Annotated in this window: 19 protein-coding genes; 17 read left to right on the forward strand and 2 right to left on the reverse strand. The window is 39.9% G+C overall.

Annotation, left to right across the window (positions count from 1 at the left end; genetic code table 11):
* Positions 1-67 precede the first annotated feature (67 nt).
* From HNP77_RS08270 to HNP77_RS08295, 6 genes are all read left to right on the forward strand, one after another.
* On the forward strand, positions 68-2,056 hold the full coding sequence (locus HNP77_RS08270; protein WP_184652695.1) for a glycosyl hydrolase 53 family protein: 1,989 nt from the start codon (positions 68-70) through the stop codon (positions 2,054-2,056).
* 20 nt (positions 2,057-2,076) lie between these two features.
* Positions 2,077-3,852 carry a hypothetical protein gene (locus tag HNP77_RS08275; RefSeq protein WP_184652696.1) on the forward strand — a complete coding sequence of 592 codons (1,776 nt, stop codon included), beginning with the start codon at positions 2,077-2,079 and terminating at the stop codon, positions 3,850-3,852.
* Between the two features lie 21 nt (positions 3,853-3,873).
* Positions 3,874-4,356 (forward strand): hypothetical protein, encoded by a 483-nt coding sequence (locus HNP77_RS08280; RefSeq protein WP_184652697.1) that lies wholly within the window; start codon positions 3,874-3,876, stop codon positions 4,354-4,356.
* A 12-nt stretch (positions 4,357-4,368) separates the two neighbouring features.
* On the forward strand, positions 4,369-5,823 hold the full coding sequence (locus tag HNP77_RS08285) for a hypothetical protein (RefSeq protein WP_184652698.1): 1,455 nt from the start codon (positions 4,369-4,371) through the stop codon (positions 5,821-5,823).
* 17 nt (positions 5,824-5,840) lie between these two features.
* Positions 5,841-7,100, forward strand: coding sequence for a glycosyl hydrolase 53 family protein (locus tag HNP77_RS08290; RefSeq protein WP_184652699.1), 1,260 nt, complete (start codon positions 5,841-5,843; stop codon positions 7,098-7,100).
* Between the two features lie 316 nt (positions 7,101-7,416).
* The gene (locus HNP77_RS08295; RefSeq protein WP_184652700.1) at positions 7,417-8,730 is read left to right on the forward strand and encodes a hypothetical protein; all 1,314 of its coding nucleotides are present in this window, start codon (positions 7,417-7,419) and stop codon (positions 8,728-8,730) included.
* Between the two features lie 85 nt (positions 8,731-8,815).
* Here HNP77_RS08295 and HNP77_RS08300 read toward each other — a convergent pair whose 3' ends face one another.
* Entirely contained in the window at positions 8,816-9,223 is a 408-nt protein-coding gene (locus HNP77_RS08300; RefSeq protein WP_184652701.1) for a hypothetical protein, read from the reverse strand.
* A gap of 335 nt (positions 9,224-9,558) precedes the next feature.
* On the opposite strand from HNP77_RS08300, the gene HNP77_RS08305 reads away from it, so the two are divergent.
* The 5 genes from HNP77_RS08305 (at position 9,559) to HNP77_RS08325 (ending at position 15,331) form a co-directional block, all read left to right on the forward strand.
* A complete protein-coding gene (locus tag HNP77_RS08305) occupies positions 9,559-12,861 on the forward strand; it encodes a fibronectin type III domain-containing protein (protein ID WP_184652702.1) in 3,303 nt (1,100 codons plus the stop codon).
* Between the two features lie 121 nt (positions 12,862-12,982).
* Positions 12,983-13,309, forward strand: coding sequence for an RpnC/YadD family protein (locus HNP77_RS08310; RefSeq protein WP_184652703.1), 327 nt, complete (start codon positions 12,983-12,985; stop codon positions 13,307-13,309).
* Positions 13,310-13,400: 91 nt separating this feature from the next.
* A complete protein-coding gene (locus HNP77_RS08315; RefSeq protein ID WP_184652704.1) occupies positions 13,401-13,943 on the forward strand; it encodes a hypothetical protein in 543 nt (180 codons plus the stop codon).
* A 52-nt stretch (positions 13,944-13,995) separates the two neighbouring features.
* Entirely contained in the window at positions 13,996-14,817 is an 822-nt protein-coding gene (locus HNP77_RS08320; protein WP_184652705.1) for a Cof-type HAD-IIB family hydrolase, read from the forward strand.
* Positions 14,818-14,899: 82 nt separating this feature from the next.
* A complete protein-coding gene (locus HNP77_RS08325) occupies positions 14,900-15,331 on the forward strand; it encodes an RrF2 family transcriptional regulator (RefSeq protein WP_184652706.1) in 432 nt (143 codons plus the stop codon).
* A 7-nt stretch (positions 15,332-15,338) separates the two neighbouring features.
* Here the strand turns inward: HNP77_RS08325 and HNP77_RS08330 are convergent, their stop codons facing one another.
* Positions 15,339-15,830: a hypothetical protein gene (locus HNP77_RS08330; protein ID WP_184652707.1), complete on the reverse strand. Its 492-nt coding sequence runs from the start codon at positions 15,828-15,830 to the stop codon at positions 15,339-15,341.
* 93 nt (positions 15,831-15,923) lie between these two features.
* Between HNP77_RS08330 and HNP77_RS08335 the strand changes: the two genes are divergently transcribed.
* From HNP77_RS08335 to HNP77_RS08360, 6 genes are read left to right on the forward strand one after another with little or no spacing between them, the layout of a single operon-like run.
* Positions 15,924-16,910 (forward strand): AAA family ATPase, encoded by a 987-nt coding sequence (locus HNP77_RS08335; protein ID WP_184652708.1) that lies wholly within the window; start codon positions 15,924-15,926, stop codon positions 16,908-16,910.
* An 8-nt stretch (positions 16,911-16,918) separates the two neighbouring features.
* The gene (locus HNP77_RS08340) at positions 16,919-17,794 is read left to right on the forward strand and encodes a DUF58 domain-containing protein (RefSeq protein WP_184652709.1); all 876 of its coding nucleotides are present in this window, start codon (positions 16,919-16,921) and stop codon (positions 17,792-17,794) included.
* A 14-nt stretch (positions 17,795-17,808) separates the two neighbouring features.
* Positions 17,809-18,846 (forward strand): hypothetical protein, encoded by a 1,038-nt coding sequence (locus HNP77_RS08345; protein ID WP_184652710.1) that lies wholly within the window; start codon positions 17,809-17,811, stop codon positions 18,844-18,846.
* On the forward strand, positions 18,833-19,834 hold the full coding sequence (locus tag HNP77_RS08350; protein ID WP_184652711.1) for a VWA domain-containing protein: 1,002 nt from the start codon (positions 18,833-18,835) through the stop codon (positions 19,832-19,834). The genes HNP77_RS08345 and HNP77_RS08350 overlap by 14 nt, the downstream gene beginning before the upstream one ends.
* Complete coding sequence (locus HNP77_RS08355; protein WP_184652712.1) at positions 19,831-21,465, forward strand: VWA domain-containing protein; 1,635 nt, start codon at positions 19,831-19,833, stop codon at positions 21,463-21,465. The genes HNP77_RS08350 and HNP77_RS08355 overlap by 4 nt, the downstream gene beginning before the upstream one ends.
* Positions 21,417-22,805, forward strand: a complete 1,389-nt coding sequence (locus HNP77_RS08360; protein WP_184652713.1) for a hypothetical protein — start codon at positions 21,417-21,419, stop codon at positions 22,803-22,805. The genes HNP77_RS08355 and HNP77_RS08360 overlap by 49 nt, the downstream gene beginning before the upstream one ends.
* The last annotated feature ends 2 nt before the right edge of the window (positions 22,806-22,807 follow it).

The following is a 22,807-nucleotide window of genomic DNA, read 5'->3' on the forward strand; positions in this document are numbered from 1 at the left end:
TATTCTGAATATAATCAACTCGTGTTGATATCACGTATTGATTTTTCTTACTGAAAAGGGGGCTGTTATGAAAAAAAAGTTCAGCAGATTTTTTTATAAGTTTGTCTGCTGTGTGCTGTTGTCTGCTGCAGGGGGAATGGTTTTTGCAAGACCTAATTCTGCAGCCGAAGCTGTAAGGCAGAACATTATCGTTGAGCCGGTAAAGGGATTAAGCGATGATTTTATGAATGGCGTTGATATCAGTATGATTGACCAGATTGAAAAATCCGGTGGAAAATTTTACAACGCTGCCGGTGAACAGCAGGATATTTTTGAAATATTAAAAGATAACGGAGTAAACTGGATAAGAATCCGCCTGTGGAATAAACCGGTTTACGAAAATGACGTTTATGATAAAAACGGAAAGCGTATTGCAAAAAAAGGTTCACCGATGGGCGGCGGAAACAATGATCTCGAAACTGACCTTCGCATTGCAAAAAGAATAAAGGCTGCCGGACTTAAGTTTATGCTGGATTTCCATTATTCAGATTTCTGGGCAGATCCGGGCAAGCAGTATATGCCTCAGGAATGGAAGAATCTTTCTCCGAAAGAACTTGAAGTTGAAGTTGAAAAATTTACCAGAGAAACTATCAACGCTTTTACAGAAGCCGGCGGTGCTCCTGATGCAGTTCAGATTGGAAATGAATTGAACTCAGGATTCATGTGGCCTGTAGGACAGCTGTGGAGTGATGATCCGAATGTAAAGATAGGAGGAATGAAACAGTTTATTTCTCTCCTTCAGAAAGCATCTGACGGTGTGCGTAATGCAGAAAACGGAAAGAACATTCAGATTGTAATTCATCTTGCAGACGGGGGAAAGCAGGATCTGTACAAATGGATTTTTGATGAAGTAAAGAAAGCAAAGATAGATTATGACATAATCGGACTTTCTTTCTATACATACTGGCATGGTTCAATGGATGATCTTAAGGCAAACCTTGAGATGATTTCAAAACGTTACGGTAAGAAAATGGCTGTAGTAGAAACGGCTTATGCTTTTACTGAAGACGGAGGTGACAGCCAGGGCGATGTATTCATGACTTACTCTGATGATAAATACGGATATGTACCTTCCGTTCAGGGACAGGCAACTGCAATCCGTGATGTAATTGAAACTGTTGCATCTGTAAAAGGCGGCTGCGGAGTTTTCTACTGGGAAGCAGATTCAATTATCTGTAAAGGTTCAGAACTTTCTGCAACAGAAGGCAATACCTGGGAAAATCAGGCGATGTTTGACTTTACAGGAAAAGCCCTTCCTTCTCTTGCCGTATGGAATCTTGTACATGGAAGGGGTGAAGTAAAGAATGTCTGGGGTGGAAGTGCTTCCCTTGCAAAAACAGAAAGCGTTCCTTACGGGATGTCAGATAAAGTTGAATTAACGATACGTCCCGGAGAAGTTCCTCAGCTTCCTTCTGCTGTAAAACTTGTTTTCTCTGATGACAGTGAAAAACTTGTAAATGTAAAATGGGATTCCTATAACTGGAAAGCTCAGACTAAGGCTGGAAAAATAATCCTTAAGGGAACAGCTTCCGGTTATGATTTTAAGCCTGAACTTGCAGTGGAATTCTCAGATAAAGTAAATCTTGTTGAAGACGGTTCCTTTGAAAGCGGAAAACTTGGGGCATGGAAACTTAACGGTTCTTCAACCGCCTGCTTCCTTGAAAATAACAAAGGAAATGCCCGCAGCGGAAAATGGACTTACAAATACTGGCTGGCTTCAGGATTCAAATCCATTCTCAGCCGTGAGTTCAAGGATATTCCTAATGGTACTTACCGCCTCAGTGTATGGGCAATGGGAGGCGGAGGAGAAAATAACATTCGTCTTTTTGCTGCCCGCTATGACGGAACTGAAAAACAGATTACATCAAAAATTGTAAATACCGGATGGCAGGACTGGCATCAGTATACAATTGAAGTTCCTGTAACAAATGGAAAAGCAACAATCGGTATTTATCTTGATACAGCCCCTGACTGCTGGGGAAATTTTGACGACATAGAATTTGTAAAGGTTGATTGATTACTAATATAGGAGAGTATATGAAAAGAAAAATATTAAAGGCAGCCGGACTTGCCCTTATGGCAGGGGGAATATTTGCCCAGGCTGCAAATGACGGATTTGTCGTTCCTCTTGATGAAGATTTGACAAAAGCTGTAACTGCTTCTCCTGCTGCAGCTGCTCCGGCTGCCGGCTCAAGTTCTGTTGCTCAGGGTATATGGATTGAAATTACCAGTGACAGCAAGGCTTTGATTCGTGATATTGCCACCGGAAAAAAGAAAGGATACGAATTTGATAATTCTCATTTTTTAAGCAATGCCAACTGGTGGTTCTGGGGAGACATAAATAAAAGTTTCCATCTTGATGCAGAAATTTCTGTATGGGATTTTGATAAAACTTTATATCAGGCAAATACTTTCGGGGCAAATGTTCCTGACGTAAGCTGGGGTGACGGACTTCAGAGTGTTGCAGGTATGTTCTTTTCACCGATAAAAGAAGCAAATGATGATGGTGCAGGTTCCTTTAATAAACTTGCACTCAATCTTGCCACTCCTTATGTAAACGTAAAGGCTGGTTACGGAAACTTGAAGGAAGGCGGAATGAGTAAGTTTACCGGTATCTTTACGACTGTTGACAGATGGAATGATGTAGGAGACGGATTTTTTGAAATAAGCAACGGAAGCAACCTTAAAGAATTCGGTGACTTTAAAATCAATGCAGTTGCAGCATTCAGTGAGATGCTTGACGTACGCAGCCAGCCTTACGGAATGTATGACATTATTGATGTGAAGTACGGAGATAAAGCAGAACTTGCATTTACATTCGGAAGTTCAACTACAAAAGAAAAACTTTTTTATTACAACGAAGCAAATACAAATGCCGTTTCTGTTTACGGAATGTTTAATGTTACGGACAGCGTAAAACTTGAAGCCCATGCTTTAGGAACTTTCGGAACTGACATAGACTTGAATTCAGATTCTGTTGCATATGCCGGCCGTGTTTCTTATTCAGGAGAAAAAGTATCGGCATCCCTTGCAGGAACTTATGCAGCTGTGAATGTAAACTCAGTATGGGGAAGTGACGGACAGAGTTATGACGACATTAATGCCGGTTCAATTACTTCTCAGCTTGATGTTTCATGGCAGGTTCTTAACTGTCTTAATGTAAGTCTTGATGAAGGATTTACTGCAGAAGATTCAGATGCACCGGGAGAAGGTCTTGTAAATATCCGTACCCAGCCGCAGTTTGATCTTGATTTGAATTCAATAGCTGGTGTTGATGTTCTTGTAAGTGGCTACGGAGTTATAAATGCTGACCGTCTTGCAAAAGAAACAAATGCAGACCAGCCTTTCATTCCTTATTTCAGTGAAGCAGGAATTGAAGTTACGGCTTCAGAGATTCCTTTTGCAAAAAAACTTGTGTTTGATTATGGCGTAAGCAGGACTGTTGTTTTGAATGCAGCTTCTGACGGTTATGAGGGGGAGTATTTTTATAATTCCCTTATGATAAGCGCAGATCTTAATGATAAGGTAAATGTTCATGTGGGAGGACTGTTCAATTCATTAAAAGATTCTGATGATTCATTTATTCCTGCAGGTCTTTCCTGTGGTGTAAAAGTAAATGCAGTTCCTCTTCCGGGTAATCCAATGTTCTGGGCTCACTTTACTTATGCAATGAATCCTTATGAAGATAACAATTATACTTTGTTCCGTGCTGATGACCCTCTTAACAATGCTTCTCACCGCACATATCTTCTTAATACTCTTGATACGGAAAATGCCAGCCGTATTGCGCTCGGCCTGATCTGGAATTTGTAATGGGATTATGGAGGAATAAAAATGAAATTAAAGTTTATGAAAAATAAAGCAGCTGCTGTTCTTTCCATGATTTTACTTTGTGCTTCGGTATCTGTTCTCAGTTCATGTGCTGATGCGGAAGGACTTCATAATCAGCAGGCTCTTATGGTTACATTCAGATTTGAAAACTTCGGTGATTCAATTAACGGAAACTATGCAATTCCAGGAAACTTTGACGGAAGTGATTCCTGGGATAATACAAATGCAGACGTTACTTTAAAAAATGGAAGCGGAACCTCTGTGCAGAAAGCCGTAACAATTTCTAACATTCAGTTTTCCCTTGTTCCTGTAGGAGCATGGAACCGTCCGTGGTATATAAAGGGACAGGTTGAAGGTAACGGAGCTGATCCGACGGCAGGCAGTGCCCTTCAGAATTTTTATATTGACGGTCTTGACCTGAGTGCCGGAGAAGTAACTCTTGTCATAGATGCATCATCCGGTTCTGCTGTTCCGGTAGTGGAGTAATACGGAGGAATTATGATTAAAAGAATATTTGCATTTGCAGCGGCTGTATCCGTGTTTTTTACAGGATGTGATTCCCTTCAGAGTTCATTAAGTGAAGAAATGCAGGCAAAACTGGATGAAGAAACAGGTGTTCCTTCTTATTCAGAAAAAGCCTGGTACTATAACGGTGTTGCCGGAGAAGATGTTTCTGACATAGACGGTCAGACCCTTCTTGTAACTTTCGGCAAAAAAACTGCAGCAAATTCAGTTACTGGAAAAATAGTGCTTACTTATTCTGATGAAACCGGAACAGAAGTTACAAAAACTTTCTCTTCTGTTTCAGGATATTTTACTTCTGATTTTACAGGTTACAGGCTGAATATGTCTCCTGTAACGGCACTTCTTGATGGAGAAGAAATTCCTTCCGGTACTGCAAAGGTCAGCGTGAGTCTGGGAGGCTTTGTCTGTGCTGAAGGAAAGCAGAACGGAAGGGCCCTTTCTGCTTTTGAGGCAAAGAATATAAACGTTAAACCTTTATTCAGTAAAGAGTCCTTTTCTTACTCAACCGCAGGCTTTTCTACTTCATCTAAATTTGCCGTGACCTGTAATGCTCCTGTTTCTGTTGCAGAGGGTGTAACCGCAGTTGGAGTTGATTCTTCTTCAAATACTTACAGGTTCAATGTAACGGCAGATGAAAACACGGTTTATCTTTCTCCTGATTTTGCTTCGGCTCCTGCTGACGGAACGGAAATGACAATTACTTTATCAGGAATTCTTGCAGACGGATGCGGAGATACTTATTCAAAAAAGATATCTGCTTCATTCTCTGAGAACCTGATTGCCGTTGACGGTATCAAAGATGATAACTGGCTGTCAGAAAACGCAGTGTATGTTTCTGATGCATCTTCTGACGGAAGTGCCTTTACCTGGGATGCAAACAGCGGGGACTTTACCGGCCTTTATGTTTTGAATGATGACAATTATCTGTATGTTGCCCTTGAAGGAAGTTTTGCTACTACCTGGAGTGACGGGCTTGCAGTAATGATTTCTTATGATCACAGTTCCGATGCCGCCTATAGTTCCGGTTCTTCTGTTTTTGCTCTTGCAGATACAGTTGCTTATGGAAGGGAAACCCTCATGCACGGAAAACCGGATATTTATCTTTATCATAAACCTCAGTCAGATGAATTCGGGGCCTGGGTAGAAAATGCATCTTCTGCTGATGAAATTTCTTCTGCAGTAAAATATTCTCCGGATGGAGATACAGCAAGTGCAGAATTTATTGAATATGCAATTCCTTTAAGTTCTATAGCTTCTGCAGGAATTGAAAAAGGAAAGACTGTACATATCATCGCTGCGTCTTCACTTCACTGGTCTGCTGGTGTTGCAGCTGGAGATGTGGTTCCTGACGCCTGTGCAGGTTTTAATGATAAGCATAATTCTGTAACGATTAATTTCCAGAATGCACTTGAGTATACTCTTAACTGATGGAGAGGAGGAATAAAATGAAAGTAATTAAATTTTTAACCGGAAGTATTATTATGGCAGCTTTTTTTGCTTCCTGTTCAGAAACTCCTTCCTATCCTTCTGGAAGTGAAGTAACTGCGGGAGAAATTTCCTGTACGATAGACGGTACGACTGTAACTCTTGAACCTGTTGATGCGGACCTTCCTTCTTCTTTTATGAGGGGATTTGATGCCAGTGCAGAAAGTGATGTAAGTTCCGGTTCGTATTATGATGCCAGCGGAAATGAAAAAGATATTTTTCAGATTCTTCCGTCTTATGGCGTAAACTGGGTTCGCCTTCGTATCTGGAATAATCCTGAATCTTCAAAAAATCCAAGTGAACCGGGAGCATCTGATCTTGAAACCGTAATTGCTCAGGCTGTCCGCGTAAAAAAAGCGGGGCTGCGTCTGCTTCTTGATTTTCATTACAGCGATTACTGGGCTGATCCTGGAAAACAGCTTATTCCGGAAGAATGGCTTGAGTGCACGACCAGTGATGAACTTGCTGCAAAAGTTTCTGAGTATACAACGGAAGTTCTTGAGGCTTTAAAAAATGTGAATGCTGCTCCTGACATGATTCAGATTGGAAATGAAATCAGTTCGGGAATGCTTAAGCACAAGGCAATTGATTCATCAGAAACTGTTACAAATGCAGATGAGGCCGTAAGGGGAGATTTTTGCAGTGCAAATTATTTTAAGTATCTTTCCGCAGGACTGGCAGCTGCAAGAAGTGAATGTCCGAATGCGAAACTCATGCTGCACTTCACTGATATTAACAGAAGTAATCCTGTAAACTACCTCAGTTCATTTTCTTCCCTTGATTATGATGTAGTGGGACTTTCTTATTATCCTAAGTGGGCAAGTCACGGTACCATTGAATCTCTTGGAGAAAAAATAGCTGCAATAAAATCAACTTACGCAAAGGAAGTTGTTGTTGTAGAAACAAATATTCCTAATAAAGTTTCTGATACTGCTTCTCAGAATTACTATGAGAATATGTCTGATTCTTCTGTTAAAGTTAATCTTACTTGCTCTGACGGAAATCTTTATTCCGGTGTATATGCTGATTCTGACGGAAAGCTTCCTGCCACTGCACAGAATCAGGCAAATATAATCCGTGCTGTAATTGAAGTAGCTGCAAAGAACGGAGCTTCAGGAGTATTTACCTGGGGTGGTGAATATAAAGGCAGCTGGGAATACGGCCTGTTCGGTTCCAGCGGAAAACCAAGTGCTGCCCTTATAGTAATGAGTGTTCAGTAAATCTTTTACTGCCGGCTGTCCGGAAAAGTACTGCGTTATATGTCAGTCTTACCGGACAGCTTTTTTTTGAAAAAAATAAAAATAAAATTTGACACGTGATGATAACGGACTTATACTTAATTCAGTTAATCAACACGTGTAAATTACTTGTGTTGATTAGATATAAAAACTGTATGGCGTTTTTTCACTAAGGAGACATGATAAAAAGTACTTCCCTGTACTTTTTATCATGTGCGAATGCATTCTAAAGCCTGCATTCGCTGTCTGCGACATCCATGTCGCACAACTGCCGTTGTGGCTTTATAAGGAGGAAATAATGAAAAACGTTAAAAAGATTTTCGGGCTTTTTGCTTCTTTTATGCTTCTTGCCGGAGTGTTTACTGCATGTTCTGATTCTGATGGCGGAAACGGAGATGATTCTGTAAGTGTAGAATACCTTACTGAAGGAGCTGAAGTAACTGTAAATTCTGGAGAAAGCGTAACTGTTCACGTACAGGGTAAGACAAATGTAGATGACTTTGATGTAGAAGGAGTTACTGTTGAATATATAGGCGATGATGCTTTTGAAATTACGGCGGAAGATTCTTCAGAGGACGCTAAAATAATTCTTAATTTTTATGACGGAACTGATGATGATGATGACGGAATTAACATAACACTTTATGTTTATAATCCGTATGTATATGTAAATCTTAATATTGATGAATCTCTTGAGTCTGCAAGTATAACTTCCATTAAGGTTACCTATGGAAATGATACTTCTAAAGACTATACTAAAGAAGCTGTTGTTGATTATACGGCTGGTAATACAACTGCTGTTGTTAGATTTGCTAAGGCAGAGGCTGATGCTTGGGGATTCTTTAGTGGTATAAAAGTTGTTGTAGAAGGAATTGAGGATTCTATTGCTCAGTCAACTACATACTTCTGCTATTATTCAGAAAATGTTAATTACATAACAGAATTTACAATTTCAAAAAAAGTAGAGACTTCCATAACTCTTTCATTGGTTTTTGATGGATTTGAGGTTGAAGAATCTGGTTCTGTAGTTATTAAATATGGTGCAAGTTCAGCGACTGAAACTGCAATTGTTACAAGAGTTTCTTCTACTGAATATAGTGCAGAGATTTCAAATGCCAATATAAATGCTAGTGGCTGGTTTGTTATTGATGCAGTGATTAATAATGGTGATGTATCTGGATTTGCATATTATAGTGTTGCACAGGAAAAGAATAATACATGGCTTGATTATTCTCAGGGAAATCAGTCTGTGAAGCTTGTTATTTCTAATGATGTGTGGGTTACATTTAAGGATGGTGTTGAGTATACTGCAGGCTCAACTTTGACTAAAGTTCTTGAACCTTCTGCCTTTACAGATCTTTCTGTTTTAAAACTTAAAGTAGCAACAAGCGGTGCATCAGATACAACAGGATGGAATCCTAATCTTTGTTATGAAACATATGAAGATGGTGCAGAGTGGACTAACGCAAAAAAACTTGATTGGGACGAAACTTATGAAAACGGATATTCACTTGTAATTGATGATTCAGAATATATAAATAAAATTATTTCTAATGGTTTATATTTATCAGCTGGAGCTAAATTTTATGTTTATTATGTAGCTGCAAACTAATCTACCCCCTTTTTTATAAAACCTTTTTATCCTTTTGGGACATCGTCTTAACGGGCGGTGTCCCTTTTTTTATGCAAGGCAATCTCTATTTAATTTTCAAGATTTCTTCTTCCGAAAGTCCTGTGCTTTTCATAATTGTCTGCACAGATACACCTTCTTTAAGAAGTATTTCAGCCGTTTCAACCCTGGCATTACGTGTTCCTTCTTCCAGTCCGGCTGCATGTCCCCGGCGTTCAGCTTCTTCCGTCTTTACCTGTATGTCCGTTTCGTAGTCATATTCGTTGAATACCATGCTTATTACCTCCGAAGCCTTGCGACGCAGGTAATCGGGAAGAAGGTTCTGCTTCTGCGCCTTAAGTACTGCCCTTGTCATGAAGTCTGATGCTCCGCTGCTTTTTTCCTCTTCTACAAGGCTGATAAATTTTACATAATTATCCAGCGGCTGGCAAGAAGAAAAGTCCAGCGTACATTCCGGATGTTTTATGTTGAACACCTTTACGTTAAGCTCCAGGGGAACTTCACTTCCTCCCTTTTTATCAATGTGGCCATTGCTGTTTCAAATATTGAAAAAATTTATGTATTCGTCTTTTTATGTAAATTTTCGCAAAAATTATTTTGAATATTGATTTTTTTTAAAACACAAATTTGTAAGCGCTCATACACTTACTTTTTGAAAAGGTTTTCATAACTTCCGGAAATTTGAAGCATTTTCATCCGGAATGTAATCTGCTGACGGAATTGTGCTAATGAATGATTTTTTATTTATGGTTCGTATAAAAATTCACTCTTAACATTTTTCTACAGAAAAAAAGTAAAAAGGGGGAAACAATGGTTGCAAAGTTAAGACACGGTTTTGCTGTTCTTTGTGGGGCAGCAATAATTTTTGCATCATGTTCATCGGGAGGCGGCTCTTCAGGAGGCGGCTCATCAACAAATGCATCTCTCGCTTTCAGTGAGGATGTTACAGTTACAGATTCTGCAAATACTCTGACTGTTTCTGATGTAGTTCCATATTCAGAAAAAAGTTTTGGAGTTTATGTTAAGGACGGAGTGCCTTCAGATATTACTGTTGTTTCAGATTCAGCAGAAATTTCTGTAAGTGCAACGGAATTTTCAGAAGCAGCAGACAGTACTTCTGGAGAGTATCTTTCAACAGTAACTTACGCACTCAACGGCTTTGAAGATGCTTCTGCTGTTATTACTGTTACAGTTGGAATTGACGGGGCTGATACTCTTGTAGGAAAAATTAATCTTTCTGCTACTGTTGCAGATGCTGTAGATTCTTATAAGGTCAGCAATCTTGTTCAGACTCTTGATGAAGATTCTAATCCAACTTCAGATCATAATGTTTCTTTATCATGGACTTTGCCGGAAGATGTTTCTGTTTCGAGACTTTTCTATCGTGTAGTTCAGACTTCTGAAGGAGGAGAAGATGTTTCAGAAGACGATGCTTATGATTCTGGAATCGTAGAAATTTCTGCTGATGCAGACAGTCTTACTACATCAGGTATAATTCCATCAAGTTCAGAATTTATGGTTTATATTTATACTCTTACTGCAGACGGCTGGTCTGTAACTTCAGTTGAAGGGGTAAAGACAGCAGCTGATTGTACTCCACCGGAAACACCTTCTGTTACGGCAACTGAAACTTCCGACCATTCTCTTACATTCTCATGGACTGATCCTTCAGATACAGACTTTGATTATCTGACTGTTACTACAGACGGAAAGCAGATTGATGGAACAACTGCTGTAACAGTTCCGGAAAAAATTTCCGCTGGTGTTCAGACTGTAACCTTCTCAAAACTTGCTGCAGGAACTGAATATTCATTTACCTTTACTTTTTTTGATTTATCCGGAAATTCAACTACAGTAAATGTTTCCGAAAGTACTGCTGCTGATGAAACAGTGCCTTCAGCTGTAACTGCTCTTTCTGCAGTAGCAGGCCGTTCCAGTGTAACTCTCAGCTGGACAGCATCTGCAAGTGACGACGTAAAGGAATACAGTGTTTACGTTGATGATGCAGCTGAAGCTTCCGTAACGGTAACTGGAACTACGGCAACTTTTTCTGATTTAACTGCAGGAATTGAGTATTCATTTGCCGTAAAGGCATTTGATTATGACGGTAATGAAAGTGAATCAGTTTCTGTAAGTGCAACTCCTGTAATTCCGGCAGCAACGGAGGTAAGTGCAGCCGTTCAGTATACCGGTTCAGTTCTTGTAACCTGGACAGATACAACTGTTCAGGAAGATGGAATTACTTACAGTTATAAGGTAACATGCAGTGACGATGCTGTAGAGGCAGTTACTGTTGAAAGCGGTGTCCAGCAGGCACATTTTACAGGTCTTACTGTTGGAAATAATTACTCATTTACTGTAACAGTTGTTGATTCAAACAGCGTTGAGTGTAGTTCTCTTGATACTGAAAGCGTAACAGCTAAGACAGTAATCTGGCAGATTTTAAGTGGATACAGTTCAGACAGATATCTTGCGTGGGCATCAAGTTCTTCAAGTACAGTTTGTTATAACACTGCTGCAGTAGCAACTTCTGCAAATCCTACAGCATATTTCTGGATTGTTCGTCCGTCATTAAGCGGAACAGACGGCTACTTCTCTCTTGAAGCTGCAACAGATGAATCAGGTGTCGGTACAGGTTACTTCCTGTATTATGATACAAACAGCCGTTCTTATGTTGCATATAATGGAACATGGGGAAGTGGAAATGGTGCTCCTTATGCAATGGTTGCAACATTGACTGGTATAGAAAATGGTGGTTCATCTTATATTACTGATAATGTACAGGCTTCATTTAAATTGGATTCTTCAAGTTACGGTAGTGCCTGGAGTAAGATTGTATGTGAAAAAGATTCTTATTACATTCAGCATGCAAGCCTTACTTACAGCATGATACCTTCATCAACTTCAGAAGACAGTGCTGGTTGCGGTGCATTCCAGGTTTCTTCAATTTCCTATGCTGACGCAGACTATTACACTGACGGAGCACCTGATGCAGTTACAGATCTTGCTTCTGCTGATGTATCAACAACATCAGTTACTCTTACCTATACAGAACCAGGTAATGCAGATTTAAGTTTTGTACGCATCAGTTATACACCTGAAAGCGGAACTGCAAGCACTGTAGATATTGCAGCCGGTTCAAACGGAACAACTCTTACAGGTCTTACAAAGGGAGTTACATATACAATTACAGCAACTGCCTATGACGTTTACGGAAATGCATCCAGTGCAACAGATGAACTTACAGTTTCTACATTAAACCTCACAAATATTCCGACAAATGTAGCTGCAACAGCCCGCTTTACAGGAGAAATCCTTGTAACTTGGGATAGAGCAGAAGATGATACTTCTTCATCCTGGCAGTACAAAGTTGTTTGTTCAGATGACGGCGTAGATGAGCAAAGCTTTACAAGCCTTACATCTTATGCAGGAACTTATGCAAATGAAGCTGCCGGTGTAGCACAATTTACAGGACTTACAAGTGGTACTTCTTACACATTCACTGTTTACGCAAGTGAGGACGGAGAAAACTGGAATAATGATGGAACTGTAAGTGCTACGGCTGCCACAGTAACAAAGCAGATAATTTCAAGAAATGCTGAGGTCAAGCTCTCTGACCAGAATAATAAGCAGCTGAATACTTCAGGTGCTGCAAACTTGCTTATGTGTCAGTGGTCTACCGGGGGCGGAACTGGTGTATGGAATATTTATCCTGCAATGGATGGAAGCATTACATCAGCACATACAGTTACATTGAGTGATGAAAGTGTAAAAGAAGGTGTTTATGATACTTTCTCTGTTTATCATACAAATAAAGGTTATCTTACAATTAATGCAGAAAATCTGACTGAGACTGCATCAACTACTTTAGGTGCAAATATTTCATTCAGCACGTCTGCTTCAACAGATTCAACTGGTGAATCTACATTCTTCATGGGATATAGCTCTGTTGGTGATACTTATTATACTTTGAGACTGAATGTAAGTTCAGCAAATTTTGCTTTAGGCTGTACAGACGCAAATGATAATAATACTGAAATTCTTTATTATAATGATGCAACGTCTGCAACCTGTGAAAACCAGCAGTTTGCCTGGTACTTTGAAGACAACTGATGTTTTGAGTTTTAATTCAAATTAACAGACTGATTTTCTCCCCGCATTCTATCCCCGGAGTGCGGGGATTTTTTTTTCTGTATTTGTGCAGATTTTTAAAATTCAGTGCAAATATATATGTATGGAAAAAGAAAATGAAAACCGAACGGTTAAGGACAGTCTCTTCGTAGACTATTTTTCAAAGGATGCAGTTGTTGGAAAGAAAAACTTCATTGAACTGTACAACTGCATTTCCGGAAATTCCCTTTCGCCTGAAGGTACGGTTCTTGAAGACGTAAAGATTGAGCAGGTAATCTACAAGTCTTTCTGCAACGACATATCCATGCTCGTCAACGGAAAACTTGTAGTCCTTCTGGAGCACCAGTCTTCAGTAAACGAGAACATGCCCCTGCGCTTTCTGATTGAGGGGGTAGTACAAACCCTCAAAACGGCGAAGTCAAGGCTTTAAGCGTTAGCGTGCCTTGACTCGACGTATTTACTGTTCCCGCATCTATGAAAGGATCGTGGATTCAAGGCTCAAGTTTTCAACGGAGCGAAAGATGATTCCTTCCCCGGAGTTCTACGTCATCTACAACGGAAGCAGGAACTATCCTCCGCAGAAAATACTCAGGCTGTCGGATTCCTTCATTGATAAAAAGGCAGGAAGTGAAGTTCCCCTGGAGCTTAACGTAAAGGTGTTCAACATAAAGCATCCGGAATGTACGCTGGACTTTTCTTCTTGCCAGCCGCTGGATAATTATGTAAAATTTATCAGCCTTGTAGAAGAAGAAAAAAGCAGCGGAGCATCCGACTTCATGACAAGGGCAGTACTTAAGGCGCAGAAGCAGAACCTTCTTCCCGATTACCTGCGCCGCAAGACTTCGGAGGTAATAAGCATGGTATTCAACGAATATGACTACGAAACGGACATACAGGTAAAGACGGAAGAAGCTGAACGCCGGGGACATGCAGCCGGGCTTAAAGAAGGAACACGGAATGCCAGAATTGAAACGGCTGAAATACTTCTTAAAGAAGGTGTATCTGTGCAGACGATTATGAAAAGCACAGGACTTTCGGAAGAAGAGATCTTGAAAATTAAATAGAGACTGTTTTATCAGGCTTGCCTTGATTGCCGGTATTCTGTAAATTGAAGGCATGGAAAAACTTTCACCTAAACTCATAGCGCTTGATCTTGATGATACGCTTCTTAACAAAGAAACTCAGATTCCGGAAGAAAATGTTAAAGCCCTTCAGAAATGTGCAGAAAAGGGAATATATGTGGTTTTATGTTCCGGAAGGGCAGAAGAAGGAATACTTCCTTTTGTACGTAAGCTTGATATAGCCGGAAAACAGGCTGGAAGATTTCTTATTGCAATTAACGGCTGTTCTGTTTTTGATCTTCATTTGAGGCAGCAGATTTTTAAGCGTACGGTGGATGCTGATGTTCTTCTCAGGGCTGATGAGCTTGCCGGTGAAGACGGGCTTGATACTGAAGTATATTCTCCAGATACGATTTTTTACGGAAAAGAAACAAAGTGGACCCGCCTTGATGTAGATTTGTGTCACGTGAAGGGGAAAGTTGTTGAAGATTACAGAAATTTCCTGACTAAGGGATTTCCTAAAATGCTGATTCCAGGTGAGCCGGAGAAAGTTGCAGTTCTTCAGGAAAAACTGAAAAAGGAATTCGGAAGCAGGGCTGTAGTATTTACAAGTAAGCCGTTCTTCCTTGAACTTTTACCTCCTGACTGCGGAAAGGGTGAAGCCATAGAATTCTTATGCAGCCATCTTGGTTTTTCTATAGAAGAAACCATGTGTTTTGGTGACAGTATGAACGATGAAAGCATGATAAGAAAATGCGGAATGGGTGTTGCCATGTGTAACGGCCTTGATTATATAAAGCAGATTGCTGATTATGTGACTGAATTTGACAACAATTCAGGCGGTGTAGGTAAATTTCTTGAAAAATATGTTCTGTAGAAAAATAATCCTATTACTCCTATTGAAAAACTAGGTAATTATTTGTATTATATCTTCAGCATTTCATTGTGAGGTTTATAATATGAAAATTTCTACTCGCGGTAAGTACGCCCTCCGCTTTATGTTTTACATGGCTGAACATGGCAAAGACGGATTCATTGCCTTGAAGGATGTATCTGACTATGAAAACATTTCTCTTAAATATCTTGAACAGATTGCGGCTCTTTTAAGCAAAGCCGGACTTTTGGTAAGTGTTCGCGGCCCTCAGGGAGGCTATAAACTTGCAAAGTCTCCTGACCGTTATACGGCACTGGACATTATTCGTGTTACGGAAGGTGACCTTTCTCCTGTGGCAGAAACAGCCGGAGACGGAGAAAAGGAAAGTGACCGAATTATAAATGAAGTTCTGTGGAAAGGACTTAAAACTGCCGTAGATGATTTTCTCGGCAGCGTTACACTGGAAGATCTTGTAAACAAAAGCAAGACAATGGAAGACTTTGTTTACATGATTTAATGTATTGTTAAAACCGTACTATTGACTTGTCATTCAGTACGGTTTCATTTTTGCTGAAAAAAACATAATGCTGGTGTTTCTTTAACAGCAGTTCCATAAAATCAGAAGCATTACATTCATCTGGAATTGAAAACCCGATGACGCTTGTACAGTCCTTTATTCTGCGGGCACAGTGATTCATACTGTCAGCAAAAGCCTGCTTTTTAATTTCGTCGGTGCAGTCAGAATCTGCAGCCGGAACAATGAATGCGAACTTTGAAGTTTCTTCCAGTTCCTTGAGTCTGTCCCTGAAAAGGGCAAGAAATTCTTCGTTATAGCTTTCTTCGTCAAAACCTGAATAGGACCATTTTACTGTAATTGCAGTTACTTTATCTTCTCCGGATTTTTTTTCGCAGAAATCCTTTGCATCTATTACAGGGCAGTTTGAAAGATTAATTTCAGTGCCGTTAAGGTCAAAAAGAGTGTTGTCTCTGGAATCAAAAAGTTTTTCTAATTTCATGGGGATATTATAGACTTCCGTGGTTAATTGAACAAGGTGCCGGGATTTTATACAATATGAAAATGTTCTCAATGCAAAAAAAAGGAAATGACTATGGAAATTACAAAGACAGAACTTACGGAATGTTCCGAATATATCAGCCGCTGCAGGACTGAACTTGCAAAACGGGTTGTCGGACAGAAAGAAGTTGTTGACGGAATTATTACCGGACTCATTGCAGGCGGACACGTACTTCTTGAAGGTGTTCCGGGACTTGCAAAGACACTTGCCGTTAAAACTTTTGCAGAAATTTCAGGCCTTGATTTTAAGCGCATTCAGTTTACGCCGGATCTTCTTCCTGCTGATGTTACCGGTACTATGATATATGAGCAGGCAACAGGAAATTTTTCAATTCATAAGGGACCTGTGTTCTCAAATCTTATTCTCGCAGATGAAATAAACCGTGCACCTGCCAAAGTTCAGTCGGCTCTTCTTGAAGCTATGGCTGAACACCAGGTTACTATCGGAGAATCAACCTATCATCTTCCGGAACCGTTTTTTGTTCTTGCTACACAGAATCCTATTGAACAGGATGGAACATACAGTCTTCCTGAAGCAGAGCTTGACCGTTTTCTTTTAAAAGTTCATGCAACTTATCCTACATCGGAAGAGGAAATTGCCGTGCTTAAAATGAACGGTAATGCGGAAGCTGTTCCTGTGGTAAGGGTATTCTCTGCGGAAGCTCTTGAAAAATGCCGTCACTGTGTTGAAGCAATTACTGCAGACGATAAAATACTTGCCTATATAATTTCAATTGTTAATGCAACCAGAGTTAATTCAAAGAATCATGGAAAGCCTCAGAATGACTTCCAGCATTATATAAGTTTCGGTGCATCTCCACGTGCAGGAATTGCAATGCTTAAATGTGCAAAGGTAATGGCCTTGTTTGCAGGAAGAAGTTTTGTTCTTCCGGAAGATGTTCAGACAGTTGCAAGACAGGTTCTCCGTCATCGTATTGTACTTAATTATGAAGCCTCAGCAGATGGAATTACGGCAGACGAACTTATTGGTAAGATTATTTCGTTCATGCCTCTTCCGTAAGGAAAAAAATGAACAGGCAAAAGTTATCTAAAAAGGCATACTTATTACATCTCAGCAGTACTTCCCTGGCAGATGGAATCCGTCAGGGAAAATTCCGTTCTCTTTTTCATGGGCAGGGAATTGAGTTCAGGGGGGTAAGGGATTATCTGCCTGGTGATGATATCAGAACTATTGACTGGAACGTTACTGCAAGAATGGCAAAGCCTTATGTAAAGGTTTTCGAAGAGGAACGGGATCTGGATGTCTTTATTATAGTAGATAAATCTCTTTCTATGGAAACCGGTTCCCGGGCCCGCTCCAGACTGGAAATTGCTTCTGAGTGTGCATCTTTAATAGCCCTTGCTTCCTTTCAGAACTCCAGCCCGGTGGGTGCCGTAACCTTTGATGGAAAAATAGAGTTTTCCTGTGCTCCGAAGTCTGGAAAGGATCATCTCATGCTATTGCTTTCTGAGTTTGAAAAAACAATTTCAAAAAAGCAGCCGGGATCATCTCTTGAAACCGCTTTGTCCGGTGCAATTAAACTTTTAAGAAAAAGAACTCTTGTTGTTGTTGTTTCTGATTTCAGGGCTTCAGGATGGACAGATGCATTTGCCAGATTGTGTACGAAAAACGACGTGGTAGCCATAAGAATTACAGATCCTACTGATGAAGAACTGCCTTCCGTAGGTTCCATTCTTTTTACTGATCCGGAAACGGATTATTCCGAGGTACTGCCTTCGTCTTCCAGAGAGTTTGCCAAAGCCTGGAAGTCAGATAACATACGTCGCATGGATGCTTGGAAGAAGGATTGTATCCGTCATGGCGGTTATCCTTTATGTATAAGTACGGCTGATGATCCTGCCAGATCTCTGGTGCGGTTTTTTACGGCAAGAGAAAAACGTTAGGTGCAGGAGATGATATGTTAAAAAAAATATCTGCGTTTTTAACCCTTGTCTTATTCTGTTTTATTGCAGCTTCTGCTCAGACCCAGGTGCTCACGCCTAAGAATATTTATGTAGGCGATGAAACACAGCTTCAGCTTTCTTTTGATTCTCCGGTAGATCTGTTTGCACTTCCCGGTGTACATGTTGAAACTTCCGGATACGTAATGCTTGATACTGATATGGAAGAATTTGATTCCGTTAAAAAGGACTGTACTATTTTAAATGCAGTGCTGTCCAGAAACGGAATTACATATACTGTATTGATTCAGTTTATTCCCTGGAAAACCGGCCGCATAAGATTTCCGAAAATTGATCTTGTGGATTTATGTCGCGGACGTGAATACCTTGCGCTGCATCCGGAAGTAAAAAGTTTTGATGATTTTATATTGAACTTTGACTCTATAAAAGTTAATTCCCTTGCTTCAGAGATGAATGCCACTTCACTCAGGGAACCTTTTGCTCCTATGTCACTTCCAGGAACTAATTATGTAGTCTGGGCTATTGTCATCGGAATACTGCTTGTGATGGCTCTTACAGCCCTGCTTCTTGTAAAGCTTCCTAAAATACTCAGGCGCATGCATCTTATTCATAAGAACCTGAGTTTTGCAAAAAATACTTTTCTTACGAGAATACGCTTTCTCATCCTGCTTCACAAAAAACTTTCTGACGCTGAGTTTGCAGCTTTGTGGCAGAAAATAATGAGGCATTATTTTACAAAAAGATTCAGAATAAGTTTTGTGTCTGTTACATCAAGTAATATTGCTCAGACGGTTCTCGGATGTGTTTCATCTGCTGAAGAAAAAAAAGTAAGGGCATCGTCTCAGGTTGCAAAGATTTTTTTACGCACGGATTACATAAGGTTTGCTTCCGGTTCTATTGATTCAAGACTGTTTCCTGCAGAAGAACATGAAGCCTGCTTTCTTCCGGGAGAGACAAAGCAGATTGTAAAGGAGTCTGTAAAACTTATGAAGATTTTTGAAGAAAGGAGTGATTACGGAAATGATACAGTTTGAAAATCCATTTGCTTTCCTTCTTCTTTTTTTAATTCCTGTACTCTATTTTTTAAGGTACATAAAATTTCTTTCCCGCATTTCTTTTTCTCTTGTCCTCAGTGACTGGGAAGGAGAAAGTTTTAAATGGAAGAAAAAATCAAGAATTGTAATTTCCATTATTGTCAAGTTATGTTTGCTTGCAACCTATGTTTGTGTAATCATTGCACTGGCAAGTCCTGTAATAAGGCATCATAAAAAAATCTTTTCTTCCCGCGGTGCAGACATTCTGTTTGTTCTTGATGTAAGTCCTTCCATGGCTTCCATAGATATTGCCGGAATGAACCGTCTGGAAGCAGCAAAAACTGCAATTAAGAAAATAGCAGCCTCGGATGAAGGAGACTGTTTTGGTCTTGTGGAAGTTGCAAAAGAAGCTGCTATGGTTGTTCCACTTACTATGGACAGGGATGTTTTTTTTAATAAGCTTTCTACGGTTGCCGTTGGAGAACTTGGTGACGGTACTGCTTTAGGACTTGGACTTTCTGCGGCAATATATCATCTTGAACATTCTTCTTCAAAAAGCAAATGTATTGTTCTTATAACGGACGGAGAAAATAACGCAGGTTCAGTTCATCCTAATACTGCAGCGCGTCTTGCAATGCAGAAAGATATCGCACTGTTTGTTTTGGGAGTAGGAACAAAAGGAACTGTTCCCCTTGAGTATACTGATCCTCAGACAGGTAAATTTTATTCAGGTTTCTTTGAGTCCAATTATGACAGTTCTTCCCTCATGAATATTGCGCAGGAATCTGACGGCAAGTTTTATGAGGTAGAAACCATTCAGGCTCTGATTCAGGCATTTTCTTCCATCAGTAAAAGGGAGAATGTTGCCCAGACATATAATATAAAAAATGAAGATAAAACTGTTTATTATTATTTCATAATGCTTGCCTTCATTCTTGTCAGTATTGCATGGTTCCTGAAAAGACTCGTGCTTCAGGAGGTTTTATGAATTTTGATATTGAACGTCCATATGCTTTTTATGGAATAATTGTTCTCATTCCGGCTGCTCTGTATACGATTTTACGATATAAAAAAATCCTCAGGTCTTTTATAACTAATCCTGAAGTTTTTTCTGCTTCTGCTTCAGTTACCCGTTTAAGGCGCTGCTTTTTCTTAAGGACCTTTTTCAGATGCATGGCATGGATGATGCTTGTTCTTGCTTATGCCGGAATTTCCTGGGGAATAAAAACCGTTCCTGTTCAGAAAAGCGGTAGTACGGTTTCTTTTGTTTTTGATATTTCTTACAGCATGACTGCAAAGGACGGACCTTCCGGAATTTCAAGGCTGGAGGCTGAATGTAATTATGCCCGGGGACTTCTTAAACATCTTGAGGGAACAAGCGTAAGCGTCGTTCTTGCAAAAGGTTCCGGGGTAACGGCAATTCCTCTTACGGAAGATTTTAATTCAATTGAGAATATGCTTAGTCAGCTTCATCCTAATCTTATCAGTTCTGAAGGTACTGATCTTGGAAGCGGAGTTCGTGCTGCAATAACATCATTCCCTTCTCAGAGTGCAAAAGCCGGCTGCATCTGGCTTTTTACAGACGGAGAAGAAACACAGGATTCTCTTCTGGATGCTCTTAATGAATCAGTCCGTTATGGAATTCCTGTTGCCATTGTCGGTTTTGGTTCTGAACGGGAATCTGAGCTTTTGCTTGCAGACGGTAAAACCAGGGTAAAGACTGCCCTCAGGAGTTCTGCTGTTGAGGAAACAGTTTCTAAAGTTAAGAGAATCAGGGCCGGCGGAAGAACAGACTCTGATCTTACGCCTGTTATTTATGTTGATGCTTCAGAGTACGGTTCTGCAGGTAAACTTCTGAAAATGCTTTCACCTCAGGACGGAAGCGGAAGCGTTAGTTATGAAGTTCATCTTATTTCCAGAAAAAATATTTTCATAAATCTTGCAATTATATTCTTTTTATTCTCGATTATTGCAGGTGAAATTGATTTCAGGCGGGCAATAAAGAATTTTACAAGGGGAACGGCAGCTGTTCTTGTTTTCTGTACTTTTACTTCGTGTTCAAAAAAGTTTGACGAAGGCAGGCTTCTTTTTGAAGGAAAGCTTGAGTGGAACCGTAAGAATTATAATCAGGCAACAGCCTGTTTTCTTGAAGTGTCAGAGATGGCATTGAAAAACGGTGATGCAAGGGCTTCGGAGTATGCAAGGTTCAATCTTGCCGTTACATATCTCATGCAGGATGAAAACGAAAGTGCAGCGTCTTACTTCAAGCAGATTCTTGACGAGGCAACAGAAAGTACTGATCTTCAGGTAAAATTTGCTGCCCTCTATAATTCTGGAATCATCTCTCACCGGCAGGGCAAGTTTGATGAAGCTGCGGAGTTTTTTAAGGAAGCTCTTCTTGTAGACAGCAGCAGTACGGATGCAAAAATAAATCTTGAACTTTCAATTCAGGAAAAGTCACTTCAGGTAAAGCCTGATGAAAAAGAAATTGTTCCTGTAGAAAAATCTGGCGGTGATGCCGCATTGGAAAATGCAGTATATTCAATTATCAGGGAGAATGAAGAAAAACGATGGAAAAATCAGCAGCAAAAAACAAAAAATTCATCTTTGGATTATTAGTTTCATTTATTCTCCTTGGAATCTGTGCAGAACCTGCTTTTGCAAAAAAATATCCGACGTATGAATATGTCAGGTCTCTGAGTTTTAAGAAAGTTGATGACTATTTTTTTACAGCGGAAGACTGTTCCTACATTCTTGATATTGCAAATGTAACTCCTGAAAATGTTACTGTTTATGTAAACACTCTTCCTGCTCACGTAAGTTTCATTTCATCAAAAAAAGAAATACTTGTGCCTGAGCCGGGTTCTGATGATGAGAACGGAACCCGTATTATAATGAAACTCAGTTTTTCTCAGCCGGGCAGTTATAAGGTAAATGCAATTGATGTTATTGTGAACGGAATATATTACAGGATTCCTTTTGAGCGTGTTGAGGTTTTAAATAATCCCCGCCAGCTTGTGCCTGAACTTTCCGTTAAGTTTGAGGACGGACATGTTCTCAGTAATAAAGGGGTTATTACTGCACGTTCCGGAGACCACATAAGGTTTACCCTTTATTCAAAATATGCAGTATCAATAGAAAATATTTCATGGAAAGTTCCGGAGAATTCACTTTTTCAGGAAGTAAAAAGCTTTGAGTTTATTACGGAAGCAGTTGATAAAAAAACTTTTACACCAAATGAAGTTCCGCTTATTACTTATGACTGGCAGCCGTTAAAAAGCGCAACCTATTCTTTTCCGGAAATTAGTATTGTTGCTCTTTCTTATAACGGTTCCCGCTCAGAACTTGTCCTCCCGAATATTACCTTCAAGATTCTTGATGCCAGAACTGAAGCTAAGGTTGCTGAAGATTCTTATAGTTCAGTATATGCCTACGCATTTGATGAACCTGCAGAAGAAGAAAATCATGTGTTCATCTGTGATGACGCTGCTTTAAGAAAAATCCGTGCTTTAAGGGAAAAGGAACGCCGTTCCGTGCCGTATTTTACAGAGGCAAAAAAAGAGCGGACTGCTTATGAAGAATATTGCGGACTTGATAATGTAGATGATGAGGCAAGCATTCCTCTGGGAATTGTATCCTGGGTAATATTTGTTCTTCTGATGGTAAGTTCGGTTGTCGTATTTTTGCTGAAGCGTAAGATTGAAGGTGTTGTTGTCAGTGTTGCGGCCCTTTTCTTTTTAATACATTCTGTTTTTTATACTGTCAGCATTTCTGAACGCCATGGAGTTTTTAAGGGCGGGCTGCTCAGTCCTATTCCAGAAGAAAATATTTCTACTGCGGTGGAACTTTCTGCAGGCTGTGTTGTTTCTATAAAAGAAAGAGCAGGAAACTGGCTGTATGTCCGTCACAATGAAAGTTACGGCTGGATTCCAAAAGACAGTGTGTATATAATCAGGTAGTT

The organism is Treponema rectale, from assembly GCF_014202035.1.
In the GTDB taxonomy this organism is placed as follows: domain Bacteria; phylum Spirochaetota; class Spirochaetia; order Treponematales; family Treponemataceae; genus Treponema_D; species Treponema_D rectale.